This is a genomic window from Burkholderia sp. AU38729 (genome assembly GCF_020419725.1).
Taxonomy (GTDB): Bacteria; Pseudomonadota; Gammaproteobacteria; order Burkholderiales; family Burkholderiaceae; genus Burkholderia.
The window spans coordinates 198,461-217,299 of record NZ_JAIZQO010000006.1 but is presented as its reverse complement, the minus strand read 5'-3'; the positions used below and the strand labels follow the sequence as shown (position 1 = coordinate 217,299).

General features: G+C 67.0%; 16 protein-coding genes. 11 read left to right on the top strand and 5 right to left on the bottom strand.

All coding sequences use genetic code 11. The features are described 5' to 3' along the window. Positions 1-100: 100 nt before the first annotated feature. The 4 genes from LGM56_RS17860 to LGM56_RS17845 all read left to right on the top strand — a co-directional run bounded on the left by LGM56_RS17860 (position 101) and on the right by LGM56_RS17845 (position 4,203). A complete protein-coding gene (locus LGM56_RS17860; RefSeq protein WP_226206096.1) occupies positions 101-1,573 on the top strand; it encodes an NAD-dependent succinate-semialdehyde dehydrogenase in 1,473 nt (490 codons plus the stop codon). A 132-nt stretch (positions 1,574-1,705) separates the two neighbouring features. Continuing rightward, the gene (locus LGM56_RS17855; protein ID WP_089498395.1) at positions 1,706-2,302 is read left to right on the top strand and encodes a TetR/AcrR family transcriptional regulator; all 597 of its coding nucleotides are present in this window, start codon (positions 1,706-1,708) and stop codon (positions 2,300-2,302) included. A 50-nt stretch (positions 2,303-2,352) separates the two neighbouring features. Beyond that, positions 2,353-3,834: an MFS transporter gene (locus tag LGM56_RS17850; protein WP_226206094.1), complete on the top strand. Its 1,482-nt coding sequence runs from the start codon at positions 2,353-2,355 to the stop codon at positions 3,832-3,834. A 60-nt stretch (positions 3,835-3,894) separates the two neighbouring features. Next, positions 3,895-4,203 carry an EthD family reductase gene (locus LGM56_RS17845; RefSeq protein ID WP_089498393.1) on the top strand — a complete coding sequence of 103 codons (309 nt, stop codon included), beginning with the start codon at positions 3,895-3,897 and terminating at the stop codon, positions 4,201-4,203. A 228-nt stretch (positions 4,204-4,431) separates the two neighbouring features. Here LGM56_RS17845 and LGM56_RS17840 read toward each other — a convergent pair whose 3' ends face one another. Then, the gene (locus LGM56_RS17840; RefSeq protein ID WP_226206092.1) at positions 4,432-5,907 is read right to left on the bottom strand and encodes an HD domain-containing phosphohydrolase; all 1,476 of its coding nucleotides are present in this window, start codon (positions 5,905-5,907) and stop codon (positions 4,432-4,434) included. Positions 5,908-6,193: 286 nt separating this feature from the next. Between LGM56_RS17840 and LGM56_RS17835 the strand changes: the two genes are divergently transcribed. Further along, positions 6,194-6,769, top strand: coding sequence for a DUF308 domain-containing protein (locus LGM56_RS17835; protein WP_226206395.1), 576 nt, complete (start codon positions 6,194-6,196; stop codon positions 6,767-6,769). A gap of 280 nt (positions 6,770-7,049) precedes the next feature. Then, positions 7,050-7,340 carry a hypothetical protein gene (locus LGM56_RS17830; protein WP_143330899.1) on the top strand — a complete coding sequence of 97 codons (291 nt, stop codon included), beginning with the start codon at positions 7,050-7,052 and terminating at the stop codon, positions 7,338-7,340. Between the two features lie 185 nt (positions 7,341-7,525). On the opposite strand, the gene LGM56_RS17825 is transcribed toward LGM56_RS17830, so the two are convergent. The 3 genes from LGM56_RS17825 to LGM56_RS17815 form a co-directional block, all read right to left on the bottom strand. Then, positions 7,526-8,626 (bottom strand): pilus assembly protein TadG-related protein, encoded by a 1,101-nt coding sequence (locus LGM56_RS17825; protein WP_226206394.1) that lies wholly within the window; start codon positions 8,624-8,626, stop codon positions 7,526-7,528. A gap of 118 nt (positions 8,627-8,744) precedes the next feature. Continuing rightward, positions 8,745-9,167: a TadE/TadG family type IV pilus assembly protein gene (locus LGM56_RS17820; protein ID WP_226206090.1), complete on the bottom strand. Its 423-nt coding sequence runs from the start codon at positions 9,165-9,167 to the stop codon at positions 8,745-8,747. Positions 9,168-9,662: 495 nt separating this feature from the next. Then, entirely contained in the window at positions 9,663-10,313 is a 651-nt protein-coding gene (locus tag LGM56_RS17815; RefSeq protein ID WP_226206088.1) for a GntR family transcriptional regulator, read from the bottom strand. Positions 10,314-10,366: 53 nt separating this feature from the next. Between LGM56_RS17815 and LGM56_RS17810 the strand changes: the two genes are divergently transcribed. After that, on the top strand, positions 10,367-11,533 hold the full coding sequence (locus LGM56_RS17810) for a pyridoxal phosphate-dependent aminotransferase (RefSeq protein WP_226206086.1): 1,167 nt from the start codon (positions 10,367-10,369) through the stop codon (positions 11,531-11,533). A gap of 188 nt (positions 11,534-11,721) precedes the next feature. On the opposite strand, the gene LGM56_RS17805 is transcribed toward LGM56_RS17810, so the two are convergent. After that, positions 11,722-13,068 carry an MFS transporter gene (locus LGM56_RS17805; RefSeq protein WP_226206084.1) on the bottom strand — a complete coding sequence of 449 codons (1,347 nt, stop codon included), beginning with the start codon at positions 13,066-13,068 and terminating at the stop codon, positions 11,722-11,724. Positions 13,069-13,365: 297 nt separating this feature from the next. Between LGM56_RS17805 and LGM56_RS17800 the strand changes: the two genes are divergently transcribed. The 4 genes from LGM56_RS17800 (at position 13,366) to LGM56_RS17785 (ending at position 18,827) form a co-directional block, all read left to right on the top strand. Further along, a complete protein-coding gene (locus LGM56_RS17800; RefSeq protein WP_185634173.1) occupies positions 13,366-14,403 on the top strand; it encodes a LacI family DNA-binding transcriptional regulator in 1,038 nt (345 codons plus the stop codon). 332 nt (positions 14,404-14,735) lie between these two features. Next, positions 14,736-16,517 (top strand): IlvD/Edd family dehydratase, encoded by a 1,782-nt coding sequence (locus LGM56_RS17795; protein WP_226206082.1) that lies wholly within the window; start codon positions 14,736-14,738, stop codon positions 16,515-16,517. Between the two features lie 33 nt (positions 16,518-16,550). After that, a complete protein-coding gene (locus LGM56_RS17790; protein WP_226206081.1) occupies positions 16,551-17,732 on the top strand; it encodes a fumarylacetoacetate hydrolase family protein in 1,182 nt (393 codons plus the stop codon). Positions 17,733-17,903: 171 nt separating this feature from the next. Beyond that, on the top strand, positions 17,904-18,827 hold the full coding sequence (locus LGM56_RS17785; RefSeq protein WP_089443889.1) for a LysR family transcriptional regulator: 924 nt from the start codon (positions 17,904-17,906) through the stop codon (positions 18,825-18,827). Positions 18,828-18,839 lie beyond the last annotated feature (12 nt).

Below are 18,839 nucleotides of genomic sequence, written 5' to 3'. Positions count from 1 at the left end.
GCGCGCGGCCCCCGCGAATACGGCAGCGTCGCTGTCCGTACGGGACAGTCGCGCGCGTGCCGCGCCGCCGTCGTCGAACCGCTTCATCCAAGGACCTGCCATGCCGCTTTCGCTGACCCGCACCGAACTCCTGCGCTCCGCCAACCTGATCGACGGCACGTGGCGCGACGCGCTCGACGGCAGCCGCTTCCCCGTGACCGATCCGGCACGGCTCGACACCGTTGCCCATGCACCCGACAGCGGCGCCGCCGACGCGCGCGCGGCAACCGATGCGGCGGTACGCGCGCTGCCCGCCTGGCGCGCGACGCCCGCTCGCGACCGCGCGGCGATCCTGCGAGCCTGGCACGCGGCGATCGTCGCGCATACCGACGATCTCGCGAAACTGATGTCGCGCGAACAGGGCAAGCCGCTCGCGGAAGCGCGCGGCGAGGTCGCGTACGGCGCGTCGTACGTGCTGTGGTTCGCCGAGGAAGCGACGCGCACGTACGGCGACATCATTCCGCAGCAGCAGCGCGGCAAGCGGCTGAGTGCGGTGAAGGAGCCGATCGGCGTCGTCGCGGCGATCACGCCGTGGAACTTCCCGCTCGCGATGATCGCGCGCAAGATCGCCCCGGCGCTCGCGGCCGGCTGCACGGTCGTCGCGAAGCCCGCGGAGGACACGCCGCTCACCGCGCTCGCGCTCGCGTTCCTCGCGCAGGAAGCCGGCGTGCCGGCGGGCGTGCTGAACCTGATCACGGCGTCGCGCGAGCGCGGCATCGACGCGGCCGCCGACTGGCTCGCCGACAGCCGCGTGCGCAAGATCACGTTCACCGGCTCGACGGCCGTCGGCAAGCTGCTCGCGCGCGATTCGGCCGCGACGCTGAAGAAGCTGTCACTGGAGCTCGGCGGCAATGCGCCGTTCATCGTGTTCGACGATGCCGAGCTCGACGCCGCGGTCGACGGGCTGATGGCCGCGAAGTTCCGCAATGGCGGGCAGACGTGCGTATCGCCGAACCGCATCTACGTGCAGGCCGGCGTGTACGACGCGTTCGCCGCGAAGCTCGCGGCGCGCGTCGCCGCGCTGAAGGTCGCGCCGGCGTCCGACCCGGCCGCGCAGATCGGCCCGATGATCAACGCGCGCGCGGTGGACAAGATCGCGCGGCACGTCGGCGATGCCGTTGAACGCGGCGCGCGCGTGCTGACGGGCGGCAAGCGCCTGACCGAGCTGGGGCCGAACTTCTACGCGCCGACGGTGCTCGCCGACGCGAGCGCCGACATGCAGCTCACGTGCGAGGAAACGTTCGGCCCGGTGGCGCCGCTGTTCCGGTTCGACACCGAGGATGACGCCATCGACGCCGCGAACGACACCCCGTTCGGCCTCGCCGCGTATTTCTACACGCAGGACGTGCGGCGCATCGCGCGCGTGTCGGCGCGGCTCGAAACGGGCATCGTCGGCATCAACGAAGGCGCGCTCGCGAGCGAGGCCGCGCCGTTCGGCGGCGTGAAGGAATCGGGCTACGGCCGCGAAGGCTCGCGCTACGGGCTCGACGATTACCTGTCGATCAAGTATCTGTGCCAGGGCGGGCTGGATTGATTGGACGGGCGCGAGCCGTCCGCGAGGGCGGCCTCGCGCTGCCCGGCCTGAAAACGCGCGTTGACATAGGAACCGATCGGTTCTTATAATGCGATCCATTCCTGGACACCGCATCGTTTGCGAAACCGATCAATGGCCAATTCCGCCGGCGTGGGCCGCCCACGCGAATTCGAACTTGAAGATGCCGCGCGCGACGCGATGGCTGTCTTCTGGGACCACGGATACGAAGGCGCGTCCCTGCCCGACCTGATTGCCGGCACGGGCTTGTCGCGCGGCAGCCTGTACAAGGCCTTCGGCGACAAGAAGGCGCTGCTGCTGGCGGCGCTCGACCTGTATATGGCCGACGGGCTCAAGGCAACCGCGGACATCCTGTCGCAACCCGGCACCGTGAAAGACGCCATCCGGGACTCGCTGCTGCGCTATGCGCGCCTGTCCGTCGGCGAGGCCGGCAGGCGGGGCTGTCTCGCGGTCGCGATGACCACTGAACTGGCCGCACGCGACGCGGATGTCGCGGAGCGTACCGGGCGCATGTTCCGCCGCTTGCAGCAGCTCTATGCCGGCACGATCGTGCGCGGCCAGGCAAGCGGCGAGATCGCCGAGCAGGACGAGCAGGTGCTGGCGCGTTTGCTCGTCTGCCAGGTCGAGGGCATGCGCGTGCTGGGCAAGACCGGCGTGTCCGAGGCCGACATGCTCGCGCTGGTCGACCGCACGATGCGCGTTCTCGATTGAAATTTTTTTACCCACTTTGGAACCGATTGGTTCCGTATGGAGAACCGTTCATGTCACGGAATGATCCCGTATCGCCCGACCCGCGTCGGTGGGCCATGTTTGCGGTGCTGCTCGTCGGCGCGTTTCTGCCACCGCTGGATTTCTTCATCGTCAATGTCGCGCTGCCGTCGATTCGCGCGGAGCTGGGCGCGTCGTCGTCCGCCGAGCAACTGGTGATTTCGTCGTATGCCGGCCTGTACGCGGTGACGCTGATCACCGGCGGGCGGCTGGGTGACCTGTACGGTCGCGGCCGCGTGTTTTTCCTCGGGTTGATCGGTTTTGCCATCGCATCGACGCTGTGCGGCCTCGCAGGTTCCCCGGGGATGCTCATCGCCGGGCGAGCGTTGCAGGGTGTGACGGCCGCGATCATGGCGCCGCAGGCGCTCGCGTCGATCCAGGCGATCTTCCCCGAATCGGAAAAGCCGCTCGCGCTCAGCCTGTATGGCGCGGTCTTCGGCCTCGCCGCCGTCATCGGGCAAGCGCTGGGCGGGATCCTGATCTCGCTGAACCTGTTGAACCTCGGCTGGCGGACGATCTTCCTCGTCAACCTGCCGCTGGCGATGCTGGTCGTCGTGTTCGGCATTCCGCTGCTGAAGGAAACGCGTGCGCAGCATGCGCGCAAGCTCGACCTCGGCGGCACCGCGCTGTCGATGCTGACGCTCGGCGCGTTGATCGTGCCGCTGATCGAAGGGCGCGAGGCGGGCTGGCCCGTGTGGGCCTGGGCATCGCTGATCGCGGCGCCGGCACTCGCGTGGGGCTTCTGGCGTTACGAGAGCCGGCTGGGCCGCCGCGGCGGCGCACCGCTGCTCGATCCGGCCGCGCTGCGCGCACCGGGGCTCGGCCGCGCGTTGCTGATCGCGCTGTTGCTGTACGCGATCGGCGCGTTCTTCCTGCTGTTCTCGGTGTATCTGCAGAATGCGTTGCACGTCGACGCGTTGAGCGCGGGCCTCGTGTTCCTGCCGTTCGGCGTGGGGTTTCTGCTCGGCCCGCTGTCGACGCCCTTGTGCACGCGTGCAATCGGCGCTTATGTGAATCCGCTCGGCATGGGCCTCGAGATCGCGGGGCTCGTCGGACTCGCCTGCCTGATCGACACGACGCCGATCGGGATGCCGCTCGCGTCCGTGCCGCTCGCCGCCGCGCTCTTCGTGATCGGGTTCGGACAAGGTCTCGCGCTGCCGACGCTGATGCGCATGGTGACGGGGCGCGTCGCACCGGCGGTGTCGGGGATGATCGCCGGTATCGCCAGCTCGACCCTGCAGGTCAGCACGTCGCTCAGCGTCGCGATCATCGGCGGGATTTTTTATACGGTGCTGGGCGCGCGCCAGGATCCCGCAGCCATTGCACACGCGTTTATCGTCGCACTCCTGTCGATCTCGGTGTTCCTCGCCGTCGGCGCCGCGCTGGGCATCTCACTGGCACGTGCACCGGCCGCGCCGTCGTCGGTGCGCTCCGCCGGCCAGCCGGCCTTCGGCCCGGCGCGCAAACGACCGTGATCGCCCGAGATCGCCCGTATCGACATTCAACGTTGCATCAGTCCAACCCGGAGGTTCGTCATGGTTTTCGTCGTTTCCTATCGCCGCGCGACGGGTGCGCGATTCGATGCCCGCTACTACGTCGAGCAGCACATTCCTCTGGTGGAAAAGGCGTGGAAACCGTACGGGCTCGAATACGTCGATGCGTTCTTCCCCGCACGGCAGGATAGCGAAGTGGCCGTCGTGGCCATGTGCCGCTTCACGGATCGGGCAGCGCTCGACGCCGCGTTCGCGTCCGCGGAGACGGCCGCCATCATGGCCGATATCGACGCGTTCACCGATATCGCGCCCGATCGCTACATCACGGACGTGTTCTCGCGCGTCGAATGAATACCGCCGGTCGCGGGGGGCCGACGAACGACTGGCCTACCTGAATGGCGCAACGCGATTTTTGATTCACGACGTACACGGCAGAACCGGCGAACCTTGAACCTCATGTCGGCCGGGTCGTGGGTCGATGCATTCACGGATGCTCGTCGTGCTTCGTGCGTCGTGCGTCGTGCGTCGTGCGTCGTGCTTCGTGCTTCGTGCTTCGTGCTTCGTGCGTCGCGGATCGCGTCAAAGCAACCCCATCGCCGATGCCTTGAGCGTCGCCGCGGCGCGTGTCGAGCATTCGAGCTTGCGAAACGCCTTCTCGACGTGGGTGCGCACCGTGCTCGGACTCATCGAGAGCGCCTGCGCGACCTGCTTGTTGCTCGCCCCTCGGGAGATCGCCCGCAGGACGTCGATTTCCCGTGGCGACAGGCGCGGGCCGTCGTGCGACGCGCGAGCGGCCATGCGCCGGGCCGCAGGCGCGCCACCCGTGACGAGCGCCGCGACCACGTCGCCGCATAGCCGGCCGCGCGCCGCTGCTTCCTGCAATTGGCCGGCGGCGGCCGCATCGTCGAGCGCCGCTCGCCACGGGCGGGCCGAGCGCAACGCGACCCACGCCAGCGATGCCGCGAGTACGCGCGCTTCCAGCGTCAGCGCAGCATCGCGCACGCCGCGGAAATAACCCGAACCGTCCTGCCGCTCGTACGCATACGACGCAAGCACCGCCGCTTCACCGAGCGCGCCGGTCTGCCTGCCGGCGCGCTCCGTCCAGTACGGCACGAGCCGCACCTTTTCCCATGCGCTCGCAGGCAGCCGCGTCGGCAGGTTCCACACGTCGTTCGGCACCGCGGCCCTGCCGATGCCATGAATCAGCCCGGCGCGGTAGACGCGTTCGCGCGCGGCCGCATCCGGCGACAGGCGCTCGTAACACGCGGCCGCCGTCACGGCGACCGAGCGCGAGAATCCGGTCATCCACGGGAGTTTCAGATCGATGACGTCCGCGATCAATTCGGCGCAGGTCGCACCTTGCATATCGGGCGTGGCCAATGCGGCATCGAGACCGTCGGGCGACAGGTGATCGAGCGCCGCGAGCCAGCGCGCGGCATCGTGCGCGGCCGCCTCGACGAGCAAGCCCGGATAGCGTGCGCCCGCGCGTTGCCCAATCCATTCGATGGCCTGCTCGATGCCGTACGTGCGACTGAATACGTCGAGATCGCCCGCGAGCGTGACGATCGACACAGCGGCCGGCACCTGTTCCCGCGCGAGCCGTGCGGGCAGCCCGTTGCCGTCCCAGCTTTCGAAAATGTGCCGCAGCGCGGTTTCCGTGGCGCGGGACAGGCCCAGTATTCGCGCGACTTCGCCCGACACTTCGCAATGGATTTGCGCGAGCGGGATCATCGCGGCGCCGGCGCGGCCGACCGCTTCGGCGAGGCCGGGCCGGTTCTCGAGCATGGCGGCGCGGATCGCGACATCGTCGCCGAACGTCTGAGCGAAACCCGCGGCGTTCGCGGTACAGCCTGACCAGCGCAACAGCGCCACTTCTCGGGCCGTGTCGCACACCGACGCGTCGAATCCCGCCGCCTTCGCGAGCTGTGCCGCCAGCCAGCCGGTGCGCAGCGAATGATCGGTCGGCTGCCCCATGCTGAGATCGCCGATGAAGGCCAGCGCGCGGACGGCGTCGAATATGCGCAACGGGGTGTGACGGGCTTCGGCGTCGGGCATCGGATGGGGCGCGGGCATTCACGAGAACGGGAAAACGATCATACGCGACGACGTCGCGCCGTGCATGCGCGTGCGGATCGGCTGCCCGCCGCATTCGGCCGGAAGCGATATCGGCCGTTGCCCGGTGCGCGACGGGCGCGCCTTCGCCATCGGACATCCGACCGATGGCGGGCGGCCGCGACGATCGCGATACTCGGTGCACTGGAGATCCGGTCGGCACGGCATTCGCACGGTGGACACGCTGCACGCCGTCCGAAACGACGATCCGATATACGAAGGAATGCAAATGGCTGATCACTCCCCCGATTTCCGTGCCCCTGCCGACGCGCAATGGCTGAAACGGTACTACTTTTCCCGGGCGATATTCTCGCTGCTGTGGGTCGCGCTGGCATTTTCCGTCGGCCGGCAGAGCGCGGCCGGCGCAGCGATCCTGCTGATCGTTTATCCGGCCTGGGATGCGCTCGCCAATTTCGTCGACCTCGCCCGCAGCGGCGGAGCGGCAACGAACCGCACCCAGGCGGTCAACGTCGCGATCAGCGCGGCCACGACGCTGGCGGTATTTCCTGCGTTGAATGCCGGCATGCATGCGGTGCTCGCGGTGTTCGGCATCTGGGCGATTCTTTCCGGCTTGCTGCAGCTCGGCACGGCGCTGCGTCGCTGGAAGCAGGTCGGCGCGCAGTGGGCGATGATCCTGAGCGGCGCGCAATCCGCGCTCGCGGGCGTGCTGTTCATCGCGCAGCGCCACGCGTCCATGCCGCCCGCCATCGTGAAGATCGCGGGCTACGCGGCGGTAGGGGCCGCCTATTTCCTGATATCGGCACTGTGGCTGCAGTTGCGGCGGGCGCGACGCAGCGCGTCGTGAGTCGTCGATCGAGATGAAGATGTCACGCCACGGGTCGGCGGAGTCGATCCGGGCCTGATGAGCCCGTTCTTGATCGGACGTCGCCACCGCATGCGTAATAATCGAAAGCAACCGGCTCACCCAATGGCCCTGACCTGGAGACGCAGCAGAGACCGATTGTCGCCATTTCTTAACAGATGATTAAGAACGGCTACAAACGGAAAAAATATACTGCTCATGTTTCATGAATCGACGCCGATAAAAGGAACGCAGTACACACCTTTTCTATCGGGAGAGTCAGATGTCCATCCAGGCAATCAGTCAAAGTACTGCGCAGGCACCGGGTCCGTCGGTTGCATCGACTTCGGGGTCGGCGTCGACGGCTCCGGCCGCGAGCGCAACCGCTTCTTCGGCCGCTGGATCAAGCACCAGCACGTCCACGTCGTCGTATACGGTCAACATCAGCAGCGCCGCGCGCGCGATGTTGGCGGAAGCAACGGAGACCTCGGTTCAAACCGCGCAGGAAGCAGGAAAAGGTGACACGCAGGCGCAACGTCTGCTCGCAAAGGAGGCGGCAGCCAAGGCGGCGTAAGCGCGCTCGGCAGTTTCGGTGATTGAACCGCCGCGCGGGCCTGGCGGCGGCATTCGGTCAAGCTTCATGCATACCCTGCATACAGGCACTGGATGGGGCATGCGGCAATCATCGTTTGTCGTTGCGGATCGAACGGCCGCTCACCGGTGCCCGGGCCGATCGACATGTCGGTGATCTCCTTTCGCTCATTCGACCAGGCGCGCAGGCGAGTACGCGCCGTAGTTGGCCCCGATGCCACCCGCCCCTGACGCCTGGCATTTGTCCGGATTGTTGCTCATCTCCATCTGGATGTATTTCGCACTCCCGCCACTCGCGCCGTCAATGTGCACACATGCAAATGCCAGAATCCGCTCGTAGGACGACGTCGTGAGATCCTGAACAATCGGGATCAGCACATATTCACAGGCCTTCGTGCCGGCCGCACTGCACGCGTTGACGGACGAATACAGTGTCGTCTTCGTGCCGGGCTGGATATACGTGCACGTGTTGTCAGCGGTCGAGCAAACGCCGCTCGGCGAGCCGACCGCTGCCGGATTCGGATTGCCGCTGGCTATCAGGTTCCGCACCGTCGGCACATCATTGGCGGTGGTATCGAACGTCGTCCACTGACTCGCCTCGCAAGGCCCGGCATGGTAGGACGAGGTCACGTAAAAAGTGTACGGCTGACCGGCGACCTGATTGGGTTGACCAGGGCCAGGCGGCGTCGTGGAGGTTGCGACCTTGGGTTTTCCGTTCGTCGAATCCCAATACTGGTCGTACATGCATTTCGTCATCGCAACCGGGAAGAGCGCGCCGGCGCCGACATTGCCGGGATCCGAAATGACCGCGACAGCCACCGCGCTCTCGGGTACCGACTGAAAACCTAAGACCTTCGCCAGAAAGGAAGGAACGCCGCCACCGTTTTTCGTTCCCGAACGCGTGACGACGACTTGCACGGCCGGCTCGCCGACGGCCGGCGACGCCGGCTTGGTGGTTTGAAGACCCTTGACGCTTCCCGTCACGTCCCAATAGCCGTACGTCACATCGGTCGCGTATCCGACCAGCGTCATATTTGACGACTTGTTCAACGAAACGCTCTGTACCGTCTGCGCCTGCGCCGTGGCCCAATCGGGGGCCGTCGACTTCGTGTTGCCGCATTGCGCTCGCGGATAGATACATGGCGCACCGGCCAACGCTGCAGCGTCGGCGGCATTCTGAAGCTCGTTGCGCACGACAAAAAGATAGCCGACGTCGATCGCCAGGGCGCCAAAACCGAGCAGTATCGTCAGCAAGAAAGCGACCGTAATCGCTACCGCACCTCGCTGATCCCGGCGGCGCTTCGAAGCGAGGCCAGCGTACTTCGAATGTCTGCACGTGCGCGATGACCGCCCACCTCGGAAACGAGTGTGATCCATGGCCGGCTCCTCACTCGTTGTTCATGACGGTGGTCGCTGTCAAGGTCAGCAGCTTGGTCAATGGCCCGATCCACGACCCGAGAGCCAGGCCGGTGAATTTATACGTGACCGTCACCGTTAGCGGTGTGCCGAAACTCCCGCCCTGCCCCGACGGAACGGCAACGGTAGGCTTTGACGCGCTACCCAGGCTGATCAAGTGAGTCTGGCAGTAATTGAGCGCGACATTCTGAATATCCGTCGTGGAAGCTTTGGGGGATTTCAGAACGATCCCGGCTCGCGCACCTTCGCGGCTCGCGTTGGTTATGACGGCCTGATCGAACATAACGAGACCGAATTCGATAATGCCGAACAGGATCAACAACAACAAAGGGAGCACCAATGCGAATTCAACAACCGCAACGCCCCGCTGCTGCTTCCAGTGTCGTCGATTCATGATTCTTGTTCCCCGTATAAGAAACTGACGCGATGTTCGACGCGCTCTCATTGCTTCTTCCCGCATGCGTTCCCCCATGCACGGTCAGCGAACAAGCAAATTGCGCACCATCGGTCGCACACGGTTGACGCGCGGGGACAGCGTCTTGCGACACCGATGAAGGAAGGCGTGAGAGGGGGGAAATGTTTCAGACATGAACCGTGAAGCGTCGACGCGCAGTCGACGGCGCAACCCACCTGCAAGCGGATGCACACGGAATGGGGGAAGATCGGCGCGAATGATTCAGTTGTGAAACACCGACGCAGCTTATGGGCCTGCAACGCGTCTCTGCCACCGGCCGGACAGGAGGCCAAGAGTCAGGTTGGCTCGGCCGCCGTCTCGCCTGCGGCGATAGCGTTGCAGCATCGATCGCGCAGCCTCGGCATTCGTCGGATGCAGCCATTCCCAAACCTGGCCTTTGCGACCACTCGACGACACCAGCTTGCCCCCGCGCGCCTACCGGCTACGCAACGCCTCAGCCAGCGCATCCCCCGCCGCCAGAATATGCGCGGACAGCGCAGCACACGCTGCGTCCACATCGCCGTCGCGTATCGCCCGGACGATGTTTCGGTGCTCGTCGTTCGAGCGATCCTGCCAGTCGAGTTGCTGCCACGTCGCGTACAGATGCCGCGAACTGGCCCGATGCATGTCGCCGATTGCGTCGATGAGCCGCGGCATCCCGCACCGCGCGGTCAATGCGCGATGAAACCTGAGGTTCAGCGTGCCGAGCACGGCGATACCGCGCGCCGCCGACTCCTGATCGAGGATCGCATCGAGTTCCTCCAGCGCACGGGCGTCGAGAGCGGGCATCGCCTCGCGCAGCGCCAGCGCCTCGAAAGCAGCGCGCATCTTGGCCATTTCAAGCACGTCCGCCGGCTCGAGCGGCGCCGCCCGCACGCCCCTTCGCGGTTCCACCACGGCCAGCCCCTGCGCTTCCAGCCGCCTGAACGCCTCGCGTACCGGCACATGGCTCGCGCCGAACTCTGCCGCGATGTGGTCCTGGCGCAGCCACTCTCCCGGCGCGATGACGCCCGAGATGATGCGGTCCGCCAAGGCGGCAGCGATCCGATCGGCCAGCGAGCGATCGTCCTTGACTTCAAAGTTCATGCCGACCACCATGCATATATTATCTATTAAATTGTAACAAAATCGGAGGCTCGATGCGCCACCACCGTCCTGTGCGTCTGCAGCACATTGCCGGCATCGGGGTCGATCGCATGGGTTCGATCGCCGATCATGCCGACGTCGACCTGTTGCGGCTCGAAAATCTCGATACCGACATCCCGCCCACTGCAGAGGCGCTCGCCTTCACCCGGGAGGCCATCGAGCGAGACTCGGCCAACTCCTATTTGCCATTCGTCGGTCAGGATCGGCTGCGCGCGAGCGCTGCCGCCCACGTGTCGGCGCTTTCGGGGCAGCGCTTCACGGCCGACCAGGTGGTGGTGTCGGCGGGCGGGCTCTCCGGCATTCTGAACACGCTGCTTGCCACCGTCGAGACCGGCGACGAAGTGATCGTCACCGATCCGACCTACGCGGGTCTGCTGAACCGCATCCGCCTGGCGGGCGGCGTGCCGCGGCAAGTCCCGTTTGCCTTCACGCCGGGCGGCGAATGGAAGCTCGATCAGGCCGCGCTGCGGGCGGCAATCGGCCCGAAAACGCGGGCCATGCTGCTGATGTCGCCGTCGATGCCTTCGGGCGGTGTCTTCGATGCGTCCGACTGGCAACTGATCGCGAGCCTGTGTGTGCAGCACGATCTGCTGCTGATCCTCGACAGTGCGATGGAGCGGCTGCTGTTCGATGGACGCATGGTCATCCATCCCGCCGGCCTGCCCGGCATGGCCGAGCGGACGGTGACGGTCGGCGCGGCGTCGAAGGAGCTGCGCATGATTGGCTGGCGGGTCGGCTGGATCGTCGCGCCGGAATGGCTGATTCCCGATCTGGTGGCCGTGTCGCTCGCCAATGTCGTGGTACCGGTCGGCATTGCCCAGGAGGCTGCGGCGGTCGCGCTCGAACATTCTGCGTCCGATCTGCCCGGCTACGTGAGCGAACTCGAAAGGCGGCGTGACACGATCGCCGCCGAACTGTCCGGGCTCCCGTTCGGCATGCCGGCGGGCGGCTGGTCGATGCTGCTGCGTGTCTCCGACGGGGGCCTGACCGGATCGCAGATGTCGGAGCGGTTGCTGCGCCGCGGCGTATGTGTGACGGCGATGACCGGATGGGGCGTCGCACACGGCGAGCAGTATGTCCGTTTCGTGTTCTCGAACGAACCGGTCGAACGGTTGCGCACGCTCGGAAACAAGGTGCGCGTCGCACTGGAGGACGCATGACGGCCGCCTACGAGACAACCGGGTCGTGCGCCAGGTGTCCGTGGCTCGAGGCATCCGGCATGCCGCGTGTGAGGGTCGAGCGAACTCACACGAGGTCCCGCTTTTGCCGAAAGTCCCGCTTGTGACGATCCCACGTGCCGTGAGACATCCAACGCCGGGCAGCGCGATGCCCGGCCCGGCCGAACGCCCTACCGCCCTGCCGGCGGCTGCAGCACGTCGCGCGGAATCAACGCGATCAGCACGCAGCTGACCAGCAGGCACGCGCCCAGCGCATAGGTGCCGTTGTTGATGTCGCCGGTCATCTGCTTGGCAACACCGGTGATCATCGAGCCCGTGAACCCGGACAGGTTGCCCACCGAGTTGATCAGCGCAATGCCGGCCGCCGCGGCCGTGCCGGAAAGTATCTGCCCCGGAAAGGTCCAGTAGATCGGCATCAGCGCGAGGATGCCGCACGTCGCGATGGTCAGGAATACGATCGACAGCGCGACGTTGTGCGCCAACGCCGCGCTCGCGATCAGGCCGACCCCGCCGATCAGCGCGGGAATCGCCGCGTGCAGGCGGCGCTCGCCGGTCTTGCGCGAGTGCGACGCGTTCCACACCATCGCGAAGATGGCCGTCAGGTACGGAATGGCGGTCAGGACGCCGATATGCAGCGGGCTCTGCACGCCCGACGCGCGAATGATCGACGGCAGCCAGAACGCCAGCCCGTAGAAGCCGGTATTGAACGTGAGCAGGATGAAGGTGAGCAGCCAGACGCGCGGGCTGCGCAGCGCGGCGCCGATGCTGTGCGACTTGTGCGCGGCTTCGGTTTCGAGGTTGCGCGCCAGCCGTGCCTTTTCGTCGCCGGACAGCCACTTCGCCGACTTCGGGCCGTCGCCCAGGCAGGCCAGCACGACGAACGCCACCACGATCGACGGCAGCCCTTCGAGCAGCAGCATCCATTGCCAGCCGCTCATGCCCGACAGACCGTGCGTGTGCTCCATCAGCCAGCCGGAGACCACGCTGCCGAGCGTCAGGCTCAGCGGGATCGCGACCAGGAATCCCGACATGGCCACACTCTGGCGGCGCGCCGGAAACCAGTAGTTCAGGTACAGGATGACGCCCGGGAAAAAGCCGGCTTCGCACAGGCCCAGCAGGAAGCGCAACGTGTAGAACATGGTGGACGTCTGCACGTGGAAGAACTGCGCGAGCGGCACGATGAACGCCATCGACGACGACACGATGCCCCACGTGATCATGATCCGCGCGATCCAGAAGCGCGCGCCGTAGCGGTGCAGCAACAGGTTGCTGGGCATCTCGAACAGGAAATAGCCCCAGAAGAAAATGCTGGCGCCGAGCGCATAGACGCCGTCGCTCAAGCTCAGGTCGTCGAGCATCTGCAGCTTCGCAAAGCCCACGTTCACGCGATCCAGATAGGCCACGACGTAACAGAGCAGCAGCAACGGCAGGATGCGCCGCATCACCTTGCGATACAGGGCATCGTCGGATGAATCGGCCGCGGCCGGGGCGGCAGCGGCCTGCGTAATGGATGGCATCGGTCTGTCTCCTGATTGTGTAGGTCTTCTTCGTACCGGCGGTTCTTCGACACATCGATGTTACCGATAACATTCCGTGGCAAAAAAAACGCCGATGAGGCAGCGGGGAGCAATCGACGCACTGATACCGGTAACGCATTGGAAGGTAGCACGCGTCAACCGGCGCGTACAAGCGCCGGCGAACGCGTGGTTTCCCTAGTGCGCGCATCACCGCGACGGGGCGGCGCGGCACGCATGAACGCGGCTGCGGCACCGGTATGATGGAGCCTTTCCAGCTTCCGTCCGATCGCGATTCCGATGCCCAGTCCCACCGCCGTCCGGCCTGCCGGGCCGCCCCGCATGTCCGACGTAGCGCGCCTCGCCGGCGTATCGAAGATGACTGTGTCGCGCGTGCTCGCCGGCCACAGCGTGGCCGCCGAGACGCGCGCGCGGGTCTGCGCGGCGATCGACCAGCTCGGCTACGTGGCCGACGCGGCCGCCGGCGCGTTGTCGTCGGGGCGATCGGAATTCGTCGCGGTGCTGGTGCCGTCGCTGTCGAGCTCCAACTTCTCCGACACCGTGCGCGGCCTGACCGACGCGCTCGAACCCGAAGGCCTCCAGTTGCTGCTCGGCGACACCGACTACGATCTCGAACGCGAGGAACGGCTCGTGCGCTCGATGTTGCGGCACCAGCCGCGCTGCATCGCGCTGACGGGCGCGCAGCACACCGATGCGACACGCAAGGTGCTGGAACGCTCGGCTATTCCCGTGGTCGAGATGTGGGACCTGCCCACTCATCCGATCGACACCGCCGTCGGCTTCTCGAACGTGCGCGCCGCACGTGCGATGGTGCGGCATCTGGCCGAGCGCGGTTACCGGCGCATCGGTTTTCTGGGCGGCGCGAGCGAGCTGGATCGGCGCGGCCTCGACCGGCTCAAGGGATACCAGGCGGAGATCAAGGCGCTGAAACTCGGTGAGCCGCGCATCGTGCGGCTGGGCGAATCGCCGATCACCATGAGCCACGGCGGGCCCGCGATGGCGGCCCTGCTCGCGCAGTGGCCGGACACCGATGCCGTGATGTGCGTCAGCGACATGTCGGCATTCGGCGCGATCATGGAATGCCACCGGCGCGGCCTGTCCGTGCCCGAGGACATCGCGGTGGCCGGCTTCGGGAACTTCGAAGTGGCGACGTGCTGCCACCCTGCCATCACGACCGTATCGGTCGACGCATACGGCATCGGCCTGCGCACGGGCGAGGCGCTGCTGGCGGCACTGCAGGCGCGCGACGGCGGCGAGCCGGTCGATTCGCAAAGCATCCGTATCGACTACACGATCGTCGCGCGCGAAAGCGCGTGACGGGCCGGCGACCGGGCCGGTCGCGCCCGGCGGGAACCGGCGTGCGCTCGAGGCGCGCGCGAACGACGCGATTGCGCACCGCTCCCCTGCCCTTACGCCGCCCCGCCATCGCACGAACGAAAGGCCGGGTTGACGGCCGATGTGCGTCGATACGGTGCCGTTCGACTGGATCGAAACCTGTGCATCGCGCGCCGCGCTTTCTCCGTCCCCTCCGCCGCCCGCACACAAAATTCCCTTCCGCCACGCAAAAACCCCGTGCTAACATCCACTCGATGTTACCGGTACCAATCCGGCATGCAACAATGAACGAGGCCCTTCGGAGACAGCCCGCCATGTCACAGCCCCCGCGCCGCCTGCGCAGCCAGGAATGGTTCGACGATCCCGCGCATGCCGACATGACCGCGCTCTATGTCGAGCGCTTCATGAACTACGGATTGACGCGCGAGGAGTTGCAGTCGGGCCGCCCCGTGATCGGCATTGCGCAGACGGGCAGCGACCTCGCGCCGTGCAACCGCCACCACATCGAACTGGCCGAGCGCACGAAGGCGGGCATCCGCGACGCGGGCGGCATTCCGATGGAATTCCCCGTGCATCCGCTGGCCGAGCAAAGCCGCCGGCCGACCGCCGCACTCGACCGCAACCTCGCGTACCTCGGGTTGGTGGAAGTGTTGCACGGCTTCCCGCTGGATGGCGTGGTCCTGACCACCGGTTGCGACAAGACCACGCCTGCCTGCCTGATGGCGGCCGCGACCGTCGACCTGCCGGCGATCGTGCTGTCGGGCGGGCCGATGCTCGACGGCTGGCACGACGGCAAGCGCGTCGGCTCGGGCACGGTGATCTGGCATGCGCGCAACCTGCTCGCCGCCGGCGAGATCGACTACGAAGGCTTCATGCAGCTGACCACGGCTTCGTCGCCGTCGATCGGCCATTGCAACACCATGGGCACCGCGCTGTCGATGAACAGCCTGGCCGAGGCGCTCGGCATGTCGTTGCCGGGCTGCGCAAGCATCCCCGCCGCGTACCGCGAGCGCGGCCAGATGGCGTACGCCACCGGCAAGCGCGCGGTCGAGCTCGTGCGCGAAGACGTGCGCCCGTCGGCGATCATGACGCGCGCGGCGTTCGAGAATGCGATCGTCGTCGCGTCCGCACTCGGCGCATCGACCAACTGCCCGCCGCACCTGATCGCGATCGCGCGCCACATGGGCGTCGAACTGAGCCTGGACGACTGGCAACGCCTCGGCGAATCCGTGCCGCTGCTCGTCAACTGCATGCCGGCCGGCGAATACCTCGGCGAGAGCTTCCACCGCGCCGGCGGTGTGCCCGCGGTGCTGCGCCAGCTCGATGCGGCCGGCCTGCTGCGGCGCGACTGCCTGACCGTGTCCGGCCGCGCGATCGGCGAGATCGCCGACACCGCGCCCGACGCCGACCGCGACGTGATCCATACGCCCGATGCACCGCTCAAGCATGGCGCGGGCTTCATGGTGCTGTCGGGCAACTTCTTCGACAGCGCGATCATGAAGATGTCGGTGGTCGGTGAAGCGTTCCGCCGGACCTATCTGGCCGAGCCGGGCGCGGAGAACACGTTCGAGGCCCGCGCAATCGTGTTCGAAGGCCCCGAGGACTACCACGCGCGCATCAACGATCCCGCGCTGAACATCGACGAGCGCTGCATCCTCGTGATTCGCGGCTGCGGCACGGTCGGCTATCCGGGCAGCGCGGAAGTCGTCAACATGGCGCCGCCGGCCGAACTCGTGAAGCGCGGCGTGAGCTCGCTGCCCTGCCTGGGCGACGGGCGCCAGAGCGGCACGTCGGCCAGCCCGTCGATCCTGAACGTGTCGCCCGAGGCGGCGGTCGGCGGCGGCCTCGCGCTGCTGCGCACGAACGACCGCATTCGCGTGGACCTGAATCGCCGCAGCGTCGACGTGCTCGTGGACGAGGATGAACTCGCGCGCCGTCGCGAGACGGCGAGCTTCACGGTGCCGCAGGCGCAAACGCCGTGGCAGGCACTCTATCGCCAGTTCGTCGGCCAGCTGTCCACCGGCGGCTGCCTCGAGCCCGCCACGCTGTACCTGAAGGTGATCGAACAACGCGGCAACCCGCGCCATTCGCACTGACCCTCCCTGCCCACGACCCTTGCCGAGCCGACCATGCGTACTCTTTCCGTTTCCGACTGCCTGCCGCACGATCTGGCGCAAGCGCTGCTGATCGGCCGTGTGTGGCGGCACGACGGCGCCCATGCGGGCCCGAGCGTCGTTGCCGTGCGCGACGGCGAAGTGATCGACATCTCGCGCACCGTACCGACCACCGCGGACCTGTTCGACCGCGCCGACGCCGCCGCCCTCGCGCGCACGACGCCCGGCGAATCGCTCGGTCGCGTCGAGCCGCTGCTGCAGGCGGCGCTCGACGGCACGCGCGGCGCGACCCACCTGCTCGCGCCGTGCGACGTGCAGGCCATCAAGGCCTGCGGCGTGACCTTCGCCGTCAGCCTGATCGAACGCGTGATCGAGGAACAGGCCGGCGGCGACCCGGTGAAAGCAGCGGACGTGCGCGCGACCATCGCGGCCACCATCGGCACCGATCTGTCGAAGATCGTGCCGGGCTCGGACGCCGCGCTGCGTCTGAAGGCGGAACTCGAACGCCGCGGCGCGTGGTCGCAATACATGGAAGTCGGCATCGGCCCCGATGCCGAGGTGTTCTCGAAGGCGCAGCCGATGTCCGCCGTGGGCTTCGGGGCAGACGTGGGCCTGCTGCCCGTGTCGGTCTGGAACAACCCCGAACCGGAGATCGTGCTCGCGGTTTCCAGCGGCGGCAGGCCGGTGGGCGCGACGCTCGGCAACGACGTGAACCTGCGCGACATCGAAGGCCGCTCGGCGCTGCTGCTCGGCAAATGCAAGGACAACAACGGCTCGTGCGCGATCGGCCCGTTCGTGCGGCTGTTCGATGACGGCTTCACACTGGACGATGTCCGGCAGGCCAGCGTGTCGCTGCGCGTCGAAGGCGCGGACGACGGCTTCGTCCTCGACGGCATCAGCCACATGCGCGAGATCAGCCGCGACCCGCTCGACCTCGTCGCGCAGACCTGCGGCGCGCATCACCAGTATCCGGACGGTTTCATGCTGTTCCTCGGCACGATGTTTTCGCCGATCCAGGACCGCGACGCGTCCGGCAGCGGATTCACGCATCACCTGGGCGACCGCGTCACCCTCTCAACGCCCGCACTCGGCGCACTCGTCAACACCGTGCGGCTGTGCACCGAGATCGCGCCGTGGACCTTCGGCGTGCGCGCGCTGTATGCGAATCTGGCCGCACGCGGCCTGCTTGCGCCGTAACGCCCGGGGCCGCGACGCCCCATCGACATCGACGCGCGGCGGATCGGCGGCAAGACCGCACCCTCGCGCACGCGGTTGCGATCAAGGGTGGCGCGGATGCATGCCGCGCCGATGCGGCCGCCCGGCGAAATCATGCAAAATACGCCCCATCTGAGATGCGGAGACGCGCCCGTGGGGATCAACTTCGACTTGAACGACTTGCAGGCGTTTCGCGCGGTCGTGGAAACGGGCAGCTTCCGAAAGGCCGCGGAATCGGTCAGCATTTCGCAGCCCGCGTTGAGCCGCCGGATCGACAAGCTCGAGGAAGCGCTGGGCGTGCGCCTGTTCGAGCGCACCACGCGTCGCGTCGCGCTCACCACGGTCGGCCGCGTGTTCGCCCAGAGCGCCGAACAACTGCTCGACGATCTCGACGCGGCGCTGCTCGGCATTCGCGACGTGTCGTCGAGCCGCCTGGGCCATGTGACCATCGCGTGCGTGCCGTCGGTCGCCTACTACTTTCTGCCGGCCATCATCGCGCGCTATCATCGGCGCTTTCCGCGCATCCGGGTCAAGCTGCTGGACGCGAGCGCGAACGAGGTGCTGGGCGCCGTCATCAGCGGCGAAGCCGATTTCGGCGTGAGCTTCATGGGCAGCCAGGAAGCCGACATCGAGTTCAAGATGCTGCTCCAGGAACGCTTCGTCGCCGCGTGCCGCCGCGACCATCCGCTCGCGCGCAAGAAGCGCGTGACCTGGAACGAACTGTACGAGCACGATTACGTGTCGGTGGACAAGACTTCCGGGAACCGTCTGTTGCTCGACCAGGCGCTGGCCGCCGTGGCGCCGCGTGGGCCGAGCGTGTGCGAAGCGCGCCACGTGACGACCCTGCTCGGCTTGATCGAGGCGGGGCTCGGCGTCGCCGCGGTGCCCTCGATGGCGATGCCCGGGCACGACCATCCGATTCTCACGAGCGTGCCGCTCGTCGAGCCGGTCGTCAAACGCCGGGTGGGCATCGTCAAGCGGCGCGGACGGCCGCTCACGCCGGCCGCCGAGGCGTTTCACCGGATGATCGTCGACGCGAAGCGCGACGGCATCGCAAGCAGCGATGCCTCGGCGTGACAACGACACAAG